This is a genomic window from Pseudomonas synxantha BG33R (assembly GCF_000263715.2).
GTDB lineage: Bacteria > Pseudomonadota > Gammaproteobacteria > Pseudomonadales > Pseudomonadaceae > Aquipseudomonas > Aquipseudomonas synxantha_A.
The window spans coordinates 4,028,810-4,046,776 of record NZ_CM001514.1 but is presented as its reverse complement, the minus strand read 5'-3'; the positions used below and the strand labels follow the sequence as shown (position 1 = coordinate 4,046,776).

Below are 17,967 nucleotides of genomic sequence, written 5' to 3'. Positions count from 1 at the left end.
GTGTTCAAGCCTCTTTGCGCACGGAGAAAAACTCCGTCTCACTGACAATACGGTTGACCAGGCGGCCTACACCTTCGACTTCCACCACCACTTCATCGCCCGGCACCACATCGGCCAGGCCCTCGGGCGTGCCGGTGGCGATCATGTCGCCGGGTTGCAGGGTCATGAAGCTGGACAGGTATTCGATGAGGTAGGGGATATCGAAAATCATGTCTTGGGTGCTGCCTTCCTGGCGCAACTCGCCGTTGATCCAGGTGCGCAACTTCAGGTTGCCTGGGTCGGGCACATCGGCCACGTCGACGATCCAGGGGCCCACCGGGGTGGTGGCGTCGCGGTTTTTAACCCGCAGGTTGGGGCGGTAGTAGTTTTCCAGGTAGTCGCGGATCGCGTAGTCGTTGCACACCGTGTAACCGGCCAGGTAGTCCAGGGCGTCGGCGCGCTTGACGTTGCGCGCGGTCTTGCCGATCACCGCCACCAGTTCGCACTCGTAGTGCATATAGGCGACGTTGTCCGGGCGCCAGGTGACCTGGCGGTGGCCGGTGTAGGTGCCGACCGACTTGATAAAGGCCAGCGGTTCGGTTGGCGGTGTGAAGGCCAGTTCGGCGGCGTGATCGGCGTAGTTCAAGCCCAGGGCGAACATGTTGCCGGTGGCGGGCGGCAGCCATTGCACCTGATCTTCGGCAAGCCGCCGGCCATCGCTGAGGCGCACGCTGTAATCGTTGTCTACCTGCACGGCATGGACCTGACCTTCAAAACGGATACGTGCGCGCTTCATGCCAGTGCCTCCGCCTGAACGATATTGAGCAGGCGGCCGACGCCAGTGATTTCAACTTCAACGCGATCACCCGGCTGCACATCCACGCGGCCCTCCGGAGTACCGGTGATCAGCACATCACCGGGGTGCAGGGTCATGAACTCGCTGATCTCGGCGATCAATTGCGGGATATCGCGCACCCAACGGGCGGTGGAGTTTTGCTGGCGCAGCTCGCCATTGACGAAGAGCTTGAGGGCCAGCTCGTTGGGGTTGGCCACTTGATCCCGGGCAATCACTTGCGGGCCCAAGGCGCAAAACCCATCGCGGCATTTGGCTTTGACGGCAGGGCGGTAGTAGCTGTCTTCCGGCAGGCTGAATTCGTTGACCACCACATACCCGGCCACATGGGCCATGGCATTGTCCAGGCTGACGCGGCTGGCGCGTTGGCCGATCACCACGCCCAGCGCCGGGCCCGGTTGCAGGCGCTCGCCCGCAGGCTGCAGCACCGTGCCGCCATGGGCATTGCGGGTGTTGGGCGTCTTGATGAACAACACCGGTTTGGTTGGCGGCTTCCGGTAGGGCGCCTGCTCGAAGGCGGCGAGATGTTGGTCCAGCAGGCCCTGGTAGTTCAGCGCAACGCCGAACAGGGTGCCGCTGGCAACATCATGCAGGGTACGGCTCATGCGTTTCTCCTGGCGGTGACGACGGCTGCATAGGCAGTTCGTTAAGTTGTTAACGTTATAATTAATATGTTAACTACCGTCAAGCGTGGCACACTCCGATGGCATCACAACAACAAGAGGAGGGCGACGTGCAGCCGATTCCCAACATCAACCTCGGGCAGGTCTACGACCAGCGTTACAGCGACGCCGAGGTGCATTACGACAAGCTGGGCAACCTGGCAGGTTTTTTCGGGCGCAACATGGCTGTGCATCGCCATGACCGGTTTTTCCAGGTGCATTACGTCAAGAGTGGCGCGGTGCGGGTGTATCTGGACGACCGTCAGTACGTCGAAGCAGGGCCGATGTTTTTCCTCACGCCGCCCACGGTGGCCCACGCCTTCGTCACCGAAGCCGATGCCGACGGGCATGTGCTGACGGTGCGCCAGCAACTGGTGTGGGGCTTGATCGACGCCGACCCCAGCCTTGCCTCCGGGGCTGCGTGTGTCGCGCTGGGCGCCGACGCCGAAGGGCTGGACCAGCTTTTCGAAGAACTGTGCAACGAGATCAACGCCGAACGGGCAGGGCGCGCGGCCGCCCTCGACAGCCTGACGCGGCTGATCATGATCCGCCTGCTGCGCCTGTGCGCCCACGCCCTGCCGGCACGCCCGACGGCCCATGAAGACCTGCGCATTTTTCACCGCTTTAACGAACTGATCGAAGCCCATTACCTGGAGCATTGGCCGCTGGCGCGTTATGCCCAGGCCATCGGCGTGACCCAGGCGCGCCTCAATGAGGTGTGCCGACGCATCGCCGACCTGCCCTCCAAGCGCCTGATCCTTGAGCGCCTGATGCAAGAGGCCAAACGCCTGCTGTTGTTTACCGGCAACTCCGCAAATGAAATCTGCTACCAGCTGGGGTTCAAGGACCCGGCGTATTTCAGCCGGTTTTTCCTGCGGTATGCGCAGATGACGCCGGGGGAGTATCGGTTGCGGCAGTCGGCGTTGCGTTGACGCGCCACGCCCCACCCAACGCCGTATACAGGTTCACCTCCGCCACCAGCTGCGCCAGCCTGTCCACGATCAACGCCTGTTGCGAGCTGAACAACGCACGCTGCGCATCGAGGAATGTCAGGTTGCTGTCCACGCCGCTGCGGTAGCGGTGCTGGGCCAGGTCGTAATAGTTCTGGTTGGCGGCGACGAAATCCCGTTGCGCATCCAGTTGGTCGTTGAAGGTCTGGCGAGCGGCAAGGCCGTCGGCCACTTCCTGGAAGGCGCTCTGGATGGACTTTTCGTACTGGGCCACCGTGATGTCCTTCTGCAACCTGGCGTAATCGAGGCTGGCACGCAGGCTGCCGGCGTTGAAGATCGGCAGGTTGATTTGCGGCTGGAAGGTCCAGGTGCCCGAGCCGCCCTTGAACAGCCCCGACAGCTCCTTGCTGGTGCTGCCGGCATTGGCCGTGAGGGTCACGGACGGAAAAAACGCAGCACGGGCGGCACCGATATTGGCGTTGGCCGCCTGCAACTGGTATTCGGCCTGGAGGATATCCGGGCGGCGTTGCAGCAGGTCGGAGGGCAACCCGGCGGGGACGCGGGCGACCAGATCATCGGCCAGCGGGCGTGCAGGCAGATGCTCATCCACCGGGCCGCCCACCAGCAGCACGAGGTTGTTAAGGTCCTGGGCAACCTGGCGTTCATAGCGAGCGACGCTGGCGCGGGTGCTTTCCACGGCGGTACGGGCTTGCACCACCTCCAGCGCCGAAGCTTTGCCGGCGTTTTTGCTGCGGCTGGTCAGTTGCCAGCTGTGGTCGTTGGCCACCAGGGTTTGCTCGGCCAGGGCCAGTAGCTCCTGATCGGCGCGCCAGGTCAGGTAGGCGTTGGCCACGTTCGCCACCAGGCTCAATTGCGCACTGCGCCGGGCTTCTTCGGTGCCCAGGTAAGTCAGCAGCGCCTGTTCGCTGAGGCTGCGCACGCGGCCGAACAGGTCCAGCTCATAAGCGCTCAGGCCCAAGGTGGCGGAATAGTTGGAGGTGATCGCCGATTTGCCGGTGCCTGTCACGTTCCCTGGCAATTTCTGACGCTTGCCGGCACCGCTGGCGGAGATCGCCGGGAACAGATCAGCGCGCTGTATACGATACTGCGCCTGGAACGCCTCTACATTCAGGGCGGCCACCCGCAGGTCGCGGTTGTTGAGCAGGGCATCGGCAATCAATCGTTGCAGCGCCGGGTCGTGGAACAGCTGCTGCCAATCCGGATTCTGCGTCAGGTCGCCGGCCTGCGCCAGGCTGTACACGCCGCCTTGAGGATACTGCGCAGGCGTCGGCGCCGCTGGCCGCTGATACTCGGGGATCAGCGAACAGCCACTGAGCGTCCACACCACACCGACGCAGCAAAGCATCCGTTTGTTCATCAGGCGCCCACCATCCATTTGGCCAGGCCATGCCGGCCGCTCACGCCCAGCTTGGCGGCGGCGCGCTTGAGGTAGGTTTCGATCGAGCTGTTTTTTACACTGAGTTTTTCCGCGATCTGCGGCACGGTGCCGCCGGTCAACAGGCCGAGGCACACTTCCTGCTCACGCGCCGAAAGGGTGATATCGCTCAGAGCCAGGCGCTTGTAGAACTCGCGCTGCAATTGCGATTGTTCCAGCAGGGTGTGGCCCGGCTCAATCTCGGCGTGCGGCACCTGGCGCAGCAGTTGCGCGTGCCGCTCCATCAACGGCAACAGGGTGTCCGACAAGCACTTGAGAAAGGACAACTCAGCCAGGGAAAACCCACGCTGGGTTGGCGGCCGGTAGAACGAAATCACACAGCGTCGGTTCCCTTGGCGCGATACCAGATTGCACTGGTGCGAACTGCCTAACGGGTGCGCGCTGTTGGCCTTGGCTTTCATCTGGATCAACAGCGGGTCTTGCATGCGCAGCATTTCGCGCATCAGCGGGTGGTCGTTCAATGGGTGCAGGGTCTGGGGTACAGACAACTCCTTTTTCAACCCGGCGCTGCCCAGCAGCTTGATGTCCAGCACGCGGTCGCGCAGCTCATCGAGCGTCCATTCGCTGAGGTCCACCAGGTGAATCGGCACCCATTTGTCCACTAGATGCAACATGTCTGCGGCGAAGCGTTCATGGCCGCTGTTTGAAATCAACTCGCCCATTTCGGCATAAAAATGCGGGCCCTGTGTGTCGCCAATACTGTGGGTCAGATTCATAGCCATCTCATCCTTGATGTCGAAAACCGTCTGCGGAGGCTCCGGGCTGCGGCGGGGCGATCCGTACTGCTTGAACGTGACTCGGCGTTCGAGATTTTATTTAGCCATATGGATTTGTCCTACGTATGTAGCGGAAACGCGGGACACAAGCTGCCATAAAATCTGCGTCATTATTCCGACGTTTCTGGTCAATAAAACCGGCAACGAACGCTCGCATGGTATTTTTAGGTTTAATTAACTGGTTGATATTTAAGGTAAAAGTTTAAATTCTTGCAGAGTTTCAAAGTGCCAGCATCGGCCATGTATAGCCAATTTCCTACAGCGCTTTAATCGTTTCAGCAGTGAACGGCCCGCCAAGCCCGTTCCATCCATTTGAATGTCCGGGTTTCGGGTGACAGACGCCTGCGGCCCCCCATGCTCAAATCCGGCAAATTCGGCGTAATGGGCCACCCTGCGCGGCCAGTGCCTGACCCCCATGAGAAGGATCTTATGCAGTATTCCTCCCGCCAGCCGGCCAGCTTCCCCCTCACTGCCGCCCAACAGGACATTTGGCTCGATCAGATGCGCGTGGGCGATTCGCCGTTGTACAACATTGGCGGCTATCTGGATTTTGCAGGCCCGGTCGTGCCCGAACGCATGCAGCGTGCTGTCGCCCTGCTGGTGGCTCGGCATGATGCGTTGCGCACCCAACTGCATACCGACGCCAACGGCATGCCTGGGCAAACATTCGCCCCCGAACTGAGTGTGGAGGTGGCGGTTCATGATTTTTCCGTGCTACCCGATCCACCCGCGGCGACGCAAGCCTTGATGCAGGCGCAAATGGCCCGGCCCTATGCCATGCACGGCGAACCGTTGTGGCGGTTTTTTCTGGTCAAACTTGATGATGACCACTACCGCCTCGGTACCCAGGCCCACCACCTGATTCTCGACGGTTGGGGCTTCGGCCAGTTGCTGCAATCCCTCGCGCAGTTGTACACCGCCCTGGAGCAGGGCCGGCACGTGGAGCCGTTCGCACCGTCCTATATCGACTTTATCGACACCGACCAGCACTACCTGCACTCGGCCCGTTACGCCCGTGACCGCGACTATTGGCTGGACAAGTTCCAGGTACTGCCCGAGCCGCTGCTGACGCCCAAGCAAACCACCAAGGCGTCGAGCAACACCTTCCTGGAAGGGTTTGCGGTGGCGCTGCTCAACCGTATGGAGCAGGTCGCCAACCGCTGCCAGGCGTCGGCTTTTCATGTGTTGCTGGCGGCGATGTATGTGTATTTCACCCGCACCAGTCAACGCCGGGAATGGGTGGTGGGGCTGCCGATTCTCAACCGCTCCAACGCGCGTTTTCGCGCCACCGTCGGCATGTTTGCCCAGGTCAGTGCGGTGCGTTTTCAGTTCAGCGAAGGGTTGCCTTTTGGTGAGCTGGTGCGCGGCATACGCGATCAGCTCAAGCAGGATTTCCGCCATCAGCGCTTCCCGTTAAGCGAGATGAACCGTGAGCTGGGCCTGCGACGAACCGATCGCGGGCAGTTGTTCGACCTGTCGGTGTCGTTCGAGCAGGACGACCATGACCTGCGTTTTGGTCAGGTGCAGGCGCGTGCCATCAAGGTGTCCAACCACCATGAGGCATTGCCGATCGCCATTCACCTGCGCAGCAACCGCTACCAGGACAGCGCGTGGCTGCATTGCGTCTACAACGAGGCGTACTTCCAGCACGACGAAGTCCAGGCGATGGCGCGCGGCTTCACCTGGCTATTGGAGCAAGGGCTGGAAGACCCCTCGTTGCCGGTCGGTGAGTTTTCCATGCTGGCGCCTGAAGCTCAGGCTCGGCTGCTGCACTGGAACGCCACCGTGCAGCCCAACGCACTGCCGCAAACCTTGCACCGGCGGATTGAAGCGCAAGCCGCACACACGCCCGACGCCATAGCCGCGGTGTATCAGGGCCATCAGCTGACCTACGCCCACCTCAACCGTCAGGCCAATGCCCTGGCGCATCAACTATTGGCACACGGCGTACAGCCGGATGATCGCGTGGCCGTGCTGGCCCGACGCGGGCTGGACACATTGGCGGGGTTGTTGGCAGTGCTCAAATCCGGCGCCTGCTACGTGCCGCTGGATCCGGCCCATCCGGCTGAACGCCTCGACTACCTGCTGCAAGACAGTGCGCCTATGGCAATCCTGACCCAACAGGATTTGCGCCAGCGCTTGCCTGTCTCCACGGTGCCAGTGGTCGTGCTGGAGCAGGTCACCTCGCACATCGACAGTAACCCCGAGGTTGCGGTCTCGCCGTCGAACCTGGCCTATGTGATTTACACCTCCGGCTCCACCGGCTTGCCCAAGGGCGTGATGGTGGAGCACCACAGCGTATCGAACCTGGTGGACTGGCACTGCCGGGCGTTCGACCTGCACGCGGGCAGCCATACCGCCAGCGTCGCCGGCTTTGGTTTTGATGCCATGGCCTGGGAAGTCTGGCCGGCGTTATGCGTGGGTGCAACGCTGCACCTGCCACCGGCGCACGACGGCGCGGAAAATATCGATGCGTTGCTCGACTGGTGGCGCGCGCAGCCACTGGACGTGTGTTTCCTGCCCACGCCTGTGGCCGAATACGCCTTCAGCCAGCAGCGTGGGCATCCCACCTTGCGCACCTTGCTGATTGGCGGCGATCGCCTGCGCACGTTCACCCAGGCGCAGACATTTGAACTGATCAACAACTACGGCCCTACCGAAGCCACCGTGGTTGCCACCTCTGGAGCCGTTGAGGTGGGCCAGCCGCTGCATATCGGCGCGCCGGTCGCCAACGCCCAGGTTTATCTGCTGGATGCGCAACAACGCCCGGTGCCGATTGGCGCAGTGGGGGAGTTGTATGTGGGCGGCAAGGGCGTGGCGCGGGGTTATCTTAACCGTCCTGAACTGAATGCCGAACGCTTCCTGGACGATCCTTTCAACGGCGCGCGTATGTACCGCACCGGCGATCTGGCGCGCTGGCTGTCGGACGGCAATCTTGAGTACCTGGGGCGCAACGACGACCAGGTAAAAATCCGCGGTGTACGCATCGAGCTGGGGGAAATCGAATCGGCCCTGGCCGCCCACCCGGCGATCAAGGACGCGGTAGTGCAGTTTCGCCAAGGGCAATTGCTGGCCTGGTTTATCCCGCGTGAGCCAGTCGAGATTCAAACCCTGCGCGCCCATCTGCAGGCCTCGTTACCTGACTATATGGTGCCGGCGGCCTATGTCCGCCTTGAGGCGTTGCCCCTGACCGCCAATGGCAAGCTCGACCGCAAAGCCTTGCCCGCACCCAGCCAGGAAGCCTTTGTCACTCGCCGCTTCGAAGCAGCGCAGGCCGGTGTGGAAGCTACCCTTGCGCAGATCTGGGCCGAGTTGCTGCACGTGCAGCAAGTAGGGCGCCACGACCATTTCTTCGAGTTGGGCGGGCATTCGCTGTTGGCGGTGCAACTGGTGCAGCGCATGCGCCAGGCCGGCCTGCGTGCCGATGTGCAGGTGCTGTTCGGCCAGCCAACGTTGGCGGCGCTGGCAGCGGCGTGTGGCGGTACTGAAATGGCGGTGCCAGGCAATCGAATTCCGCCGGGCTGTACGCATATCACCCCTGATCTGCTCGCCCTGGCCGAGCTGGATCAAGCCAGCCTCGACCGCATTGTCGCAAGCATCCCTGGTGGGGCAGCGAATGTGCAGGAAATCTACCCGCTGGCGCCGTTGCAGGAAGGCTTGCTTTACCACCACATCACCGATGCGCACGACCCGTATCAGCAACAGGCTTTGTTCAGCTTTGCGCGCCGCGAGCAACTGGATGCCTTCGCCCACGCCCTGCAACAAGTGATCGACCGCCATGACATCCTGCGCACCAGCCTGGTGTGGGATGCCCTTGAACAACCGATGCAGGTGGTGTGGCGAAAAGCGCGGTTGCGGGTCCAACCGCTGCGCGAGCCGGCTCAACCGCTGGACTTGCGCCAGGCGCCGCTGATGGCCCTGGACTACGCCGAAGAACCTCACCATCAGCGCTGGATCGCCAGGCTGCGCTTTCATCACTTGGTCAACGATGCCACTTCGACCACCCTGTTGGTGGACGAGATCCGCGCCCATCTGCTCGGCCAACAGGCGCAATTGCCCGTGCCGGTGCCGTACCGCAATGTGGTGGCGCAAGCCCGATCAGCCGTGCGCCAGGCTGCGCACGAGGCGTTCTTTCGCCAGCAGTTGGCAGAGGTGGACGAGCCGACCCTGGCGTTTGGCGTGCAGGAGCGCCAGGCCAAGCGTGCCGAGACCGAAGAAGCCGAACGCCTGCTCAGTGACGCGCTCAACCTGCGCCTGCGCAGCCAGGCCCGCGCTCTTGGCGTGAGCGCCGCGAGCCTGTTCCACCTGGCCTGGGCCCAGGTGCTCAGCCGGGTGGCGAGCCGCGACGATGTGGTGTTCGGCACCGTACTGCTTGGCCGCTTGCAAGCCGGCGAGGGTGCCGAGCGGGCGTTGGGCATGTTCATCAACACCTTGCCGCTGCGCCTGCGCCTGGTCGGGCAAAACGTGGTGGATGCACTGCACGACACCCACACACAACTGAGCGCCTTGCTCGCACATGAACAAGCCTCCCTGGCGTTGGCCCAGCGTTGCAGCGGCGTGTCACCGTTGTTCAACAGTCTGCTCAATTACCGCCACACCTCGGCCGATCTTGAACTGAAACTGGTACCGGGCATGGCCTTGCTCAACAGTGAAGACATCCTCAGTTACCCGCTGATGTTGACGGTGGATGACGTGGCCAGCGGTTTCCGGCTCAAGGCCAAGGCGCCGCGCACCGTGGGTGCCGAGCGGGTGCTGAGCTACCTCGACACGGTGCTCAATGGCCTGGTGGATGCGCTTGAGCAGGCGCCGAAAATGCCGCTTCGCGACATACAGGTGTTGCCCGCCAGCGAGTTGCACACCCAGTTGTCAGGCTTCAACGCCACCGCCACGGACTACCCGCAAACCCTCACTGTCCAGGCGCTGTTCGAAGCCCATGCGCGGGACATTCCAGATGCCATCGCGGTGCAGGCCGGCGAGCAGCAATTGACCTATCGCGAACTCAACGAACGCGCCAACCAACTGGCCTTTCATCTGCGCGAGCATGGCGTAGAGCCCGACTCGCGGGTGGCACTGTGTGTGGAGCGCGGGTTGGAGCTGGTGGTGGGGTTATTGGCCATTCTCAAGGCGGGCGGTGCCTATGTGCCCCTCGACCCGAGCTACCCACGCGAACGCCTGGCCTACATGCTCGCCGACAGCCAGCCGGTGGCGCTGCTGGTACACGGCGCTACCCGCGAAGTGCCGGGCGAGGTTGCAATCCCCGTGATCGACTTCGACCACTGCACCTGGAGCCAGGCGCCGGCCGACAATCCGTCGGTACCGGGTTTGAGCATCGCCAACCTGGCTTACGTGATGTACACCTCGGGCTCCACCGGCATCCCCAAGGGCGTGATGATCGAACATCGCGGCCTGGGTAACCTGCTGCACTGGGGCTCGCAATTGTGCCCCGACGCCGCAGGCGGCGCCTTGTTGCAGCGCGCGCCATTCAGCTTTGACGGTTCGGTGTGGGAACTGTTCTGGCCATTGAGCAACGGTATGCGCCTGGTGCTGGCGCGGCCCGATGGTCATCGTGAACCTGCGTACCTGGCCCAGTTGATTCGCGAGCAGCACATCAGCGTGATCAAGTTTGTGCCGGCGATGTTGCAGCAGTTTCTTGAGCTGGACGAGTCGGCGCTGTGCACCAGCCTCACCGATGTGTTGTGCGGCGGCGGCGAACTGACCGAAGCCCTGGCCCGTGGCGTGCAGGCGCGCTTGCCCAAGGTGCGCTTGCACAACGTCTACGGCCCTACCGAGGCTACGGTCGACAGCAGCGCCTGGACCCTCGAGCCCGGCGCGCCGGTACCCGCGGTGCAACTGCCGATTGGCCGGCCGATCAACAATACCCGCCTGTACGTATTGGACGCCCATGACGCACCGGTCCCCATAGGCATCAGCGGTCAACTGCATATCGGTGGTGTGGGAGTAGCCCGCGGCTACCTGGGGTTGGAGCAGATGACTGCCGAGCGGTTTATCGACAGCCCCTTCGTCGCCGGTGACCGCCTGTATCGCACGGGCGACCTGGTGCGCTACCTGCCGGACGGCAATCTGGAATTCCTCGGGCGCAATGACTTCCAGGTCAAACTGCGCGGCGTGCGCCTGGAGTTGGGCGAAATCGAAGCGCGCCTGAGTGCACACCCGGCGCTGCGTGAAGTGGCGGTACTGATTCGCGATGAGCGCCTGGTCGCCTACTTCACCCTGCGCGGCCAGGCGCCGAGCCTGGAAGACTTGCGCGCCCATGTGCTGGAGCAACTGCCGGAAGTCATGGTGCCGGCCGCCTTTGTACAACTCGACGCACTGCCCCTGAACCCTGCCGGCAAACTCGACCGCAAGGCCCTGCCGGAGCCGGGCCTGGACGCGGTGCTCAGCCGTGCCTACGAAGCGCCCCAGGGCGAAGTGGAAACCTTGATGTCCGGCATCTGGGCCGACGTGCTGAAACTGGAGCGGGTAGGGCGCCACGACCACTTCTTCGAACTGGGCGGGCACTCGCTGCTGGCAGTCAACCTGGTGGCCCGCCTGCGCAAGGCCGGGCTGGAAGTGGACGCACGCACCTTGTTCAGCCAGCCAACCCTGGCGCAACTCGCCGCCAGAACCGTGGCGCAGGTCCAGCGCGTTGAAGTGCCGCAAACCGCCATTCCCGCCCTCAACCGCCGCCGCAGGATCTGAGGATTGGAATGCATTCAATCTGGGAGGGGGCTTGCCCCCTCCCACATTCTACGGTGCTGCCTTCAAGGGCTTCATGCACTCGATAGAGCGATCCACTGTGGTTCTGGCAATCTCCAGCAAATGCCACACCGCCAGAATCTTCGCCCGCACGGGGCTGTCCAGCAGCTCGCTACAATCGAGCGCTGTCGCTGAGGCACTGTCGAGCAGGCTGGCGGTGTACAGCAACGCATCTTCAAAACTCAGATCGTCGTTGACGCTGTGAAAACCCTGCCTGGGCAGGTAATGGTCAATGGCGCGGTTGAACGCGGCACGGGTTTTTGCGGGGTCGAAGGGTGGGTCGGGTAAGACTTTATTCATGGTGTAGCTCCAACTGGTAGATAAGGAGCCGACCCCTTCGCGACTAAACGGAGGGTGGCGGCTGTACGCAGGTTAGTCGACCGGCCAGTTGGATCCGGCGCACCCGAAGGTGCCCTGCGCACAGCCACCATGAACAGGGTGACAGCTTGCGCACAACTGGAATCCGGGCGACTAAACCCGATCACTGATGAGCAGTGACGGATCGCAGACTAGCCACCGATTCCAACCGGCACAAGGCGGCGGGGATTGTCTCGGAAATGTCCTGCAATTTAAAGAGAGACGGCTTGCTGGCCTTTTAAAATTGTTTCGAGAATAAGAGTGGGCCGGACCGTTTGTCGGATTGGTTACCTCATTTCTGAGATTTCACGTTGTTTCCTACGCAGAGTCCGTTCGCAGTTAATTTTCATATCAGAAAAATGATGATTTATAAGGCGTTAATTTCGCTAGGGATTATCACGGTGTGAAAGTTTGAATCATTCTTTTCTTCTTTGAAGAACTATTGGTGGTCCGATTTTAATGAGTGAAATTTCCTAGTTGGGAGTAATGCTTTTCCTAAGGGTAGAGTTTGCTTTTCTTGCGTGATTTTCTACTTCTACTAAATTGTGGGAGTTGCTTCAATTAAGTGGTGCACCATTAATTCTGAGGGGTTTGAAAGTGAAAGAATCAGAGGAGGATGGTGCCATTTCCATGAGGTGAGCCATGTATATCTATCCCTTATCTAAACCGATTTTACTATCGATGCTTTTTGTTAAGGAACAGTTAAAGGAACCTGTTGCAGTGCTCTGGATTGTGATATCCCCCGCAGTCACCTTCTACTTGATAACTTACGCCAGAATCTCTGGTGAGGAAGCAACCCGTGACTACGCGTCTGCCACTTCATGGTTCTACGCTTTCATTTCTTCAAGCGTCGCGTTGTTTGGATTGGCTTTTTATATAGTGGGGCGCAGGGAAAGTGGTTTTTTACGTTCCTTTGTTTATACAAGACGTACCAAGCTAATTTTTCTCGTTGGGCAGTTTTTGGCGTACTCCTTCATGTCTGTTATCTATTGCTCCGTTTTTTATGTACTGACGCGAGGTTATTTTGGTTCGATGGCGATGGAAGAATGGATTGTCATAGTTGGGCGTTTTTATATGTGCTTCTTGTTGTTTTCCACGCCCTCGCTTTTGCTGACGCTACTGCCTATCGGCTTTCAAAATACCAACACCCTTTTCTCCATGATTTCAGTCGGGATGTTGGCATTAGGTATCGGTAGCCTGAACACTTCACATCCAGTGCTTAACGTGATCGGCATCTTTAATCCGATGGAATGGGCCAATCGCATCATGACGATGGGAGTATCTGAATCCGCACCTGTGGTGGCGGGGGTTGTAGGGTTGATCAGCGTCACAGGGTGGTTGGTGTTCCGATTTTTACTCATCAATCCTGTTTGGAGTCGGTACTAATGAAAAGGCTGCTCGTGGATGAACTGAATTTAAGGTATGCCCAGCATGTTTTATTCAATAGCGCTTCATTGGCGGTCGAGGCGGGGGCGATCACAGGTTTGTTGGGGCCTAATGGATCCGGAAAAACCAGCTTTTTTGACGTGGTCTGTGGTCTGAAAAAAATGAATGGCGGGAAAGTGCATCATTCATTTTCCAAGCTGCTTTACCTATCGCAAATCATCGCAACGCCGCCTGTCTTTCGCATGTTTGATGTTTTCAAGATGATGATGCTTTTTTGTTCCGACACGCCGATTACGCAACGGCACGCCTTGGACAAAATTGAAAAGTGGAGCCCCGGCATTGCTGAGCGTTACCGCGAAATCTGGGCGAAAAAATCATCCCTTTGCAGCTATGGTGAAAAGCGCTGGTTTTTTACGCTGTCCTTGCTGTCCGTCAACGCAGACCTGGTGATTCTGGATGAGCCGACTGCGGGTGTTGACCCCGAATTTCGTTATCACATCTGGAGGTGTCTGGAGGGAGCGGCCGCAGAGGGAGTCGCGGTACTTGTTTCATCACATAACGTCGATGAGATCATCACTCACTGCGATGATTTCTACATGCTGAGCCAACAGCGTTTCAATCGTTTCACCGATGCCGAGGGCTTCATGAGCAGTTACGGTGGCAGTACCTTGGATGAGGCATTTATTCACGCAGCGAGCCTGCCCAAAATCTGAGAGCTGACAATGTGCTCGACTCCACTATCGCTGCCGAACTCTGATGTGTAAGGCATTCAATGTGGGAGGGGCCCCCGATAGCGAAGTGTCAGCAGCAGATATCTCCACTGACCCGGCGCCATCGGGAGCAAGCCCCCTCCCACATTTTTAGGTGCTGCATTCAAGGCCTTCATGCCCTCAATGGAGCGATCCACTGTGGTTCTGGCTATCTCCAGCAAATGCTACATGGCCAGAATCATCTTCCTGCAATTTAAGAGAGATGGCTTGCTGGCCCTTTACAAACCATGACAAAACGCCAGCAGTGACAGCTCATATTTTGGCGTAGGAAAAATCTGTCATGACGAGCGTTGATGGCTACCCTGATGAGGTTTCGCTTTTTCGGACAAGGTTGAGCTTAGTTAAATGAAGGCTCTACTCACCACCGTAAAGGATTGCGATGAACATGGATGTCAGTCATTTTCGTCAAGAGGCAGCCAAAGTCAGGCTTTCAAAAGCCGCACCTGTCTTCAGTCCAACATCGCATACTGCTTGAACCAGGGCAGGTATTGATTTCTGCCGACAACAAGTTCCTGCATACCCGCACGCATTTCATAGACAGGAATGTTCCCTGTGCGCAGATCAATGATGGTGAGCGGCTGAGCGATCTCAATCGCTACATGCTACGGATGTGGTTACGCAAGCCATGATGTCTGGCTTTGCCCTGCATAACTGATTCCTCCCTGTTTTCAGCAAAAGCCGAGCCCCATGGACAACTCCGATATCGCGATCACCCTGGTCTTGATCTCCGCCTTCATGCACGCCACTTGGAATGCCGTAGTACGCGCCGGAAGCAGTCGCTTCATGACTTTGGCAATGGTCGATGGCACCGCATTGCTGATCTGTCTGGCAGCGCTGCCGTTGGTTCATGTGCCAAGCCTTGAGGTGTGGGGCTATGTGCTGGTTTCCGTAGTGCTCAATACGATCTATCGATTGTTTCTGATCAAGGCTTACGAGACCGGCGATTTCGGTCAGGTTTACCCGGTCATGCGTGGTGTGCCGCCGGTACTGGTTGCGCTTTTTTCCTACTTCTTACTGCATGAGCAGCTGTCGTTTCAGGCGATGGCAGGTGTGCTGATGATTTGCGTGGGGATCATCAGCCTGACATTTGTGCGCAGGATGACGGCGCACATGCTCAAGCCGATCCTGATGGCGGTGTGCGCTGGAGCGTTCATTGCGTCCTATACGGTGGTGGACGCCAAAGGCGTGCGAGCCAGTGAGACGGTGCTGCAATACATCATTTATCTGACGGTATTCCAGAGCATCCCGATCCCGTTATTGGCGTTGATCAAGGCGCGTCCGGCATTCACCCAGACCATCCGCTGCCACTGGCGGGTAGGAATGTTGGGAGGGGTGTTTTACCTGGCGTCCTACGGCCTGGTGTTGTTTGCGTTGTCCCTGGATGCGGTAGCCAAGGTGTCCGCGTTGCGGGAAACCAGTGTTATTATCGGCACCATTATTGCCGCACTGTTTTTTCATGAACGGTTTGGCTGGCGGCGAATGCTGTCGGCATTCGTCATTGTTGGCGGGATCATCCTGATCAAAGTGAGCAACTGATGGCCCAACGTCCGCCCCCGACCCCTATGCTTCAAGCCTTCGTGAGTGCCGCGCAGACCGGCAGTTTTGCGCGTGCCGCATCCGAGTTGAACCTCACCGCCAGCGCTATCAGTCATCAAATCGCAGGTCTGGAAGAGTGGTGGGGGGTGCAGTTGTTCGAGCGCCACTCACGGGGCGTCAAACTCACGGCGGCGGCGCAGGCACTGTTGCCGGTGGCCGAAGGTTTTTTCAAAGACCTGGATGCTGTGCTGCATTCGCTCAGTCCCGGTAAACCTCAACCGCTTTACCTCGCCTGTACGTCCTCTCTGTGCTCAACCTGGCTGATTCCCAGGATGCATGGCTCTCATGCTCACGCGTCGTTCAATCTGGATTTGGTGTTGACCAGCGTGGACATGAGCAGCAGCAGCTTGAGTGCGCATCAGTATGACGTCGCCGTGGTGATGGGGTACGGCGACTATCCGGACCACCATGTCGAGCTTTTGATGCGCGATGCGGTATTTCCTGTATGTTCGCCAGCGTTTGCGCGTATACACGGCGATATTGCCCTGACGGATATCGCCCAGTACCCATTGATTCATCGGGTGGATGATCAAGTGTGTCCAGGGTGGGAGAGCTGGTTTGCCTTCCAGGGGCTGCAAGCACCGCCCTATCACCATGGCCCACGCTTTCCTGATTCCAGTTTGGCTATCAGCCTGGCGGTAAAAGGCGGGGGAATTGCGTTGGGCAGAACTGCACTGGTACATGACGCGTTGAAGGAGGGAGCCTTGGTTGCGCTGGAAGCTCCTGTGATGATGTCGCCGGCTGCCTATTACATCATTTGCCGAGAGGGTCGTCAGTCGGAGCCGGATATCGCTCGGTTGTTTGATTGGCTCAAGGCGCAGGCTGACGAGTTTGTGTGCGAAGTTTAAATGCACCCCGTAGGGGGCTCACGCCAAGCCTTTGCAAACAGCGCCTCTTCGATTCTCAGCGTGGCATCGGAACAAACGCCACGCTCCCTCCCTCACGCTTCTGAAACAAGCGCTCGCCATTATCCGATTGCGTAGTGACCACTCGATGATCCACGCCCAGAAACGCCAGCGGCATCGGGTCTTCCCTGGAATACTGCGCGATGATAATCGTGTGTTGCGGATCGAACCTTTGGCCGCTGGTCTTTTCCAGCCAGGCCATGAACGCGGCGCTGTCGCCCTGGCGGGGGTAGTCCTGGGTTTCGCTGACGTAGTAGAAGGGCTTGCCGTGGTTTTGCAGGTACATGGGCAGCTTGTTGTCGACCTCCACCAGCACCATTTGCCATTGGTCCCATGGTGCGTTTTTCACGGCTTGGGCTTGCACATCCTCGGCGAAGCGGGTCACGCCGCCGTTGCCGGTAGTCCAGGGGTAGATCACCCCCAGCACCAGCAAGAGCAGGCCTGCGCTGATGCCGAAGCCTTTTTGCCAGCGCGGCCAGCTCGCCGGTTTTTTCTTTAGGCGTTCGCTCAGCCACCAGGCGGCGAGCAGTTGGGCAAAGGGCACCAGCGGCAGTACGTAGTAGCTGCGGCGGCTGCCGCTGGCGGTGAAGAATGCAAACAACAGGCCCAGGCCCCACACCAGCCAGCGCACGTTGGGTGGGGTGTGGCGCCAGTGCCGCACCGCCAGCCACAGGCCCAGTAGCCAGCAGGGGGCCCAGGGCAGGGTGTAGACCGGCAGGTAGATCAGGTAGGTGTAGATCGGCCCCATGTGATCGAAGGGGTCGAAGAAACGCACCACGTTTTCCCTGAACACCAACGCCAGACCGCTCTCGCCATAAGAGGGCGCGCCGTAGCGCTGGGACAGTACGAAAGGAATCGCGTAAAACGCCGCGGCGATCAGCATGGCCAACAGCAGACGCAGATTGAGGTGGCGTTTGTAGCGCTGCTGGCTGAGCAGGTGCGGCAGCAGCACCAGCCCAGGCAGCACAAAACCGATCAAGCCCTTGAACAGTGACGTCGCTGCCAGCAACAGGAAAAACATCGTGTAGCGCCCAAGCCTGGTGTCTTCCGGCCCGCGCCAATACCACCACACGGCTGCCAGCACGCCGCACACGGTCAGCACGTCGGCGGTGGCGACCCTGGCCCAGAACAGGAAGTAGAAGGTGGTGGCGAGCATCCAGCCGGCGATCAAGCCTGTGCCTTTGCGAAACAGCCGTTCGCCGATCAGGTACACCAGCCAGATACTCAGCCACGCCGCAATCACCGATGACAGGCGCAACGACCACGGGCCAAGGCCGCCCATCAAGCTGGCGAAGCCGCTGATCAGCCAGTAGGAGGGCAGGGGTTTGTCGTAATACGGCGTGCCTTTGAGATACGGGTCGAAGTAATCACCGCTTTGCAGCATCTGCAGGGCGATGTTGGCCCAGCGCGTTTCCGGCCCCCACAGGTCGCGGCTGCCCAGGCCCAGCAGTAAAAGCAAGGCCGAAACGCCCAGCAGTAAAACCAGGGCGCCGCGTTCGGTTTTCCATAGGCTCATGGGCT

Annotated in this window: 12 protein-coding genes; 6 read left to right on the top strand and 6 right to left on the bottom strand. The window is 59.7% G+C overall.

The window, feature by feature from the left end:
- Positions 1-4: 4 nt before the first annotated feature.
- Positions 5-775: a fumarylacetoacetate hydrolase family protein gene (locus PSEBG33_RS09885; protein WP_005789535.1), complete on the bottom strand. Its 771-nt coding sequence runs from the start codon at positions 773-775 to the stop codon at positions 5-7.
- On the bottom strand, positions 772-1,437 hold the full coding sequence (locus PSEBG33_RS09890; protein WP_005789534.1) for a fumarylacetoacetate hydrolase family protein: 666 nt from the start codon (positions 1,435-1,437) through the stop codon (positions 772-774). The genes PSEBG33_RS09885 and PSEBG33_RS09890 overlap by 4 nt, the downstream gene beginning before the upstream one ends.
- Positions 1,438-1,535: 98 nt before the next feature.
- Here PSEBG33_RS09890 and hpaA point away from each other — a divergent pair, with 98 nt between their 5' ends.
- Positions 1,536-2,426, top strand: a complete 891-nt coding sequence (gene hpaA, locus PSEBG33_RS27525) for a 4-hydroxyphenylacetate catabolism regulatory protein HpaA (RefSeq protein ID WP_194438689.1) — start codon at positions 1,536-1,538, stop codon at positions 2,424-2,426.
- Here hpaA and PSEBG33_RS09895 read toward each other — a convergent pair.
- Positions 2,353-3,822 carry an efflux transporter outer membrane subunit gene (locus tag PSEBG33_RS09895; RefSeq protein WP_005789533.1) on the bottom strand — a complete coding sequence of 490 codons (1,470 nt, stop codon included), beginning with the start codon at positions 3,820-3,822 and terminating at the stop codon, positions 2,353-2,355. The genes hpaA and PSEBG33_RS09895 overlap by 74 nt on opposite strands.
- Complete coding sequence (locus PSEBG33_RS09900) at positions 3,822-4,616, bottom strand: helix-turn-helix transcriptional regulator (protein WP_005789531.1); 795 nt, start codon at positions 4,614-4,616, stop codon at positions 3,822-3,824. Before PSEBG33_RS09900 ends, PSEBG33_RS09895 begins: the two co-directional genes overlap by 1 nt.
- Positions 4,617-5,105: 489 nt before the next feature.
- On the opposite strand from PSEBG33_RS09900, the gene PSEBG33_RS09905 reads away from it, so the two are divergent.
- Positions 5,106-11,375 carry a non-ribosomal peptide synthetase gene (locus tag PSEBG33_RS09905; protein ID WP_005789529.1) on the top strand — a complete coding sequence of 2,090 codons (6,270 nt, stop codon included), beginning with the start codon at positions 5,106-5,108 and terminating at the stop codon, positions 11,373-11,375.
- 48 nt (positions 11,376-11,423) lie between these two features.
- Here the strand turns inward: PSEBG33_RS09905 and PSEBG33_RS09910 are convergent, their stop codons facing one another.
- A complete protein-coding gene (locus PSEBG33_RS09910) occupies positions 11,424-11,732 on the bottom strand; it encodes a DUF6124 family protein (protein WP_005789528.1) in 309 nt (102 codons plus the stop codon).
- Positions 11,733-12,431: 699 nt separating this feature from the next.
- Between PSEBG33_RS09910 and PSEBG33_RS09915 the strand changes: the two genes are divergently transcribed.
- The 4 genes from PSEBG33_RS09915 to PSEBG33_RS09935 all read left to right on the top strand — a co-directional run bounded on the left by PSEBG33_RS09915 (position 12,432) and on the right by PSEBG33_RS09935 (position 16,389).
- Entirely contained in the window at positions 12,432-13,175 is a 744-nt protein-coding gene (locus tag PSEBG33_RS09915; RefSeq protein WP_005789527.1) for a hypothetical protein, read from the top strand.
- Positions 13,175-13,888 carry an AAA family ATPase gene (locus PSEBG33_RS09920; protein WP_005789525.1) on the top strand — a complete coding sequence of 238 codons (714 nt, stop codon included), beginning with the start codon at positions 13,175-13,177 and terminating at the stop codon, positions 13,886-13,888. The genes PSEBG33_RS09915 and PSEBG33_RS09920 overlap by 1 nt, the downstream gene beginning before the upstream one ends.
- 744 nt (positions 13,889-14,632) lie before the next feature.
- Positions 14,633-15,481 carry an EamA family transporter gene (locus PSEBG33_RS09930; RefSeq protein ID WP_005789522.1) on the top strand — a complete coding sequence of 283 codons (849 nt, stop codon included), beginning with the start codon at positions 14,633-14,635 and terminating at the stop codon, positions 15,479-15,481.
- Positions 15,481-16,389 carry a LysR substrate-binding domain-containing protein gene (locus PSEBG33_RS09935; protein WP_005789520.1) on the top strand — a complete coding sequence of 303 codons (909 nt, stop codon included), beginning with the start codon at positions 15,481-15,483 and terminating at the stop codon, positions 16,387-16,389. The genes PSEBG33_RS09930 and PSEBG33_RS09935 overlap by 1 nt, the downstream gene beginning before the upstream one ends.
- Before the next feature lie 55 nt (positions 16,390-16,444).
- Here the strand turns inward: PSEBG33_RS09935 and PSEBG33_RS09940 are convergent, their stop codons facing one another.
- On the bottom strand, positions 16,445-17,962 hold the full coding sequence (locus PSEBG33_RS09940) for an ArnT family glycosyltransferase (RefSeq protein WP_005789519.1): 1,518 nt from the start codon (positions 17,960-17,962) through the stop codon (positions 16,445-16,447).
- Positions 17,963-17,967 lie beyond the last annotated feature (5 nt).

Coding starts and splice junctions, on each gene's coding strand:
- PSEBG33_RS09885 (WP_005789535.1), bottom strand. CDS start 775: ATGAAGCGCGCACGTATCCGTTTTGAAGGTCAGGTCCATGCCGTGCAG.
- PSEBG33_RS09890 (WP_005789534.1), bottom strand. CDS start 1,437: ATGAGCCGTACCCTGCATGATGTTGCCAGCGGCACCCTGTTCGGCGTT.
- hpaA (WP_194438689.1), top strand. CDS start 1,536: ATGGCATCACAACAACAAGAGGAGGGCGACGTGCAGCCGATTCCCAAC.
- PSEBG33_RS09895 (WP_005789533.1), bottom strand. CDS start 3,822: ATGAACAAACGGATGCTTTGCTGCGTCGGTGTGGTGTGGACGCTCAGT.
- PSEBG33_RS09900 (WP_005789531.1), bottom strand. CDS start 4,616: ATGAATCTGACCCACAGTATTGGCGACACACAGGGCCCGCATTTTTAT.
- PSEBG33_RS09905 (WP_005789529.1), top strand. CDS start 5,106: ATGCAGTATTCCTCCCGCCAGCCGGCCAGCTTCCCCCTCACTGCCGCC.
- PSEBG33_RS09910 (WP_005789528.1), bottom strand. CDS start 11,732: ATGAATAAAGTCTTACCCGACCCACCCTTCGACCCCGCAAAAACCCGT.
- PSEBG33_RS09915 (WP_005789527.1), top strand. CDS start 12,432: ATGTATATCTATCCCTTATCTAAACCGATTTTACTATCGATGCTTTTT.
- PSEBG33_RS09920 (WP_005789525.1), top strand. CDS start 13,175: ATGAAAAGGCTGCTCGTGGATGAACTGAATTTAAGGTATGCCCAGCAT.
- PSEBG33_RS09930 (WP_005789522.1), top strand. CDS start 14,633: ATGGACAACTCCGATATCGCGATCACCCTGGTCTTGATCTCCGCCTTC.
- PSEBG33_RS09935 (WP_005789520.1), top strand. CDS start 15,481: ATGGCCCAACGTCCGCCCCCGACCCCTATGCTTCAAGCCTTCGTGAGT.
- PSEBG33_RS09940 (WP_005789519.1), bottom strand. CDS start 17,962: ATGAGCCTATGGAAAACCGAACGCGGCGCCCTGGTTTTACTGCTGGGC.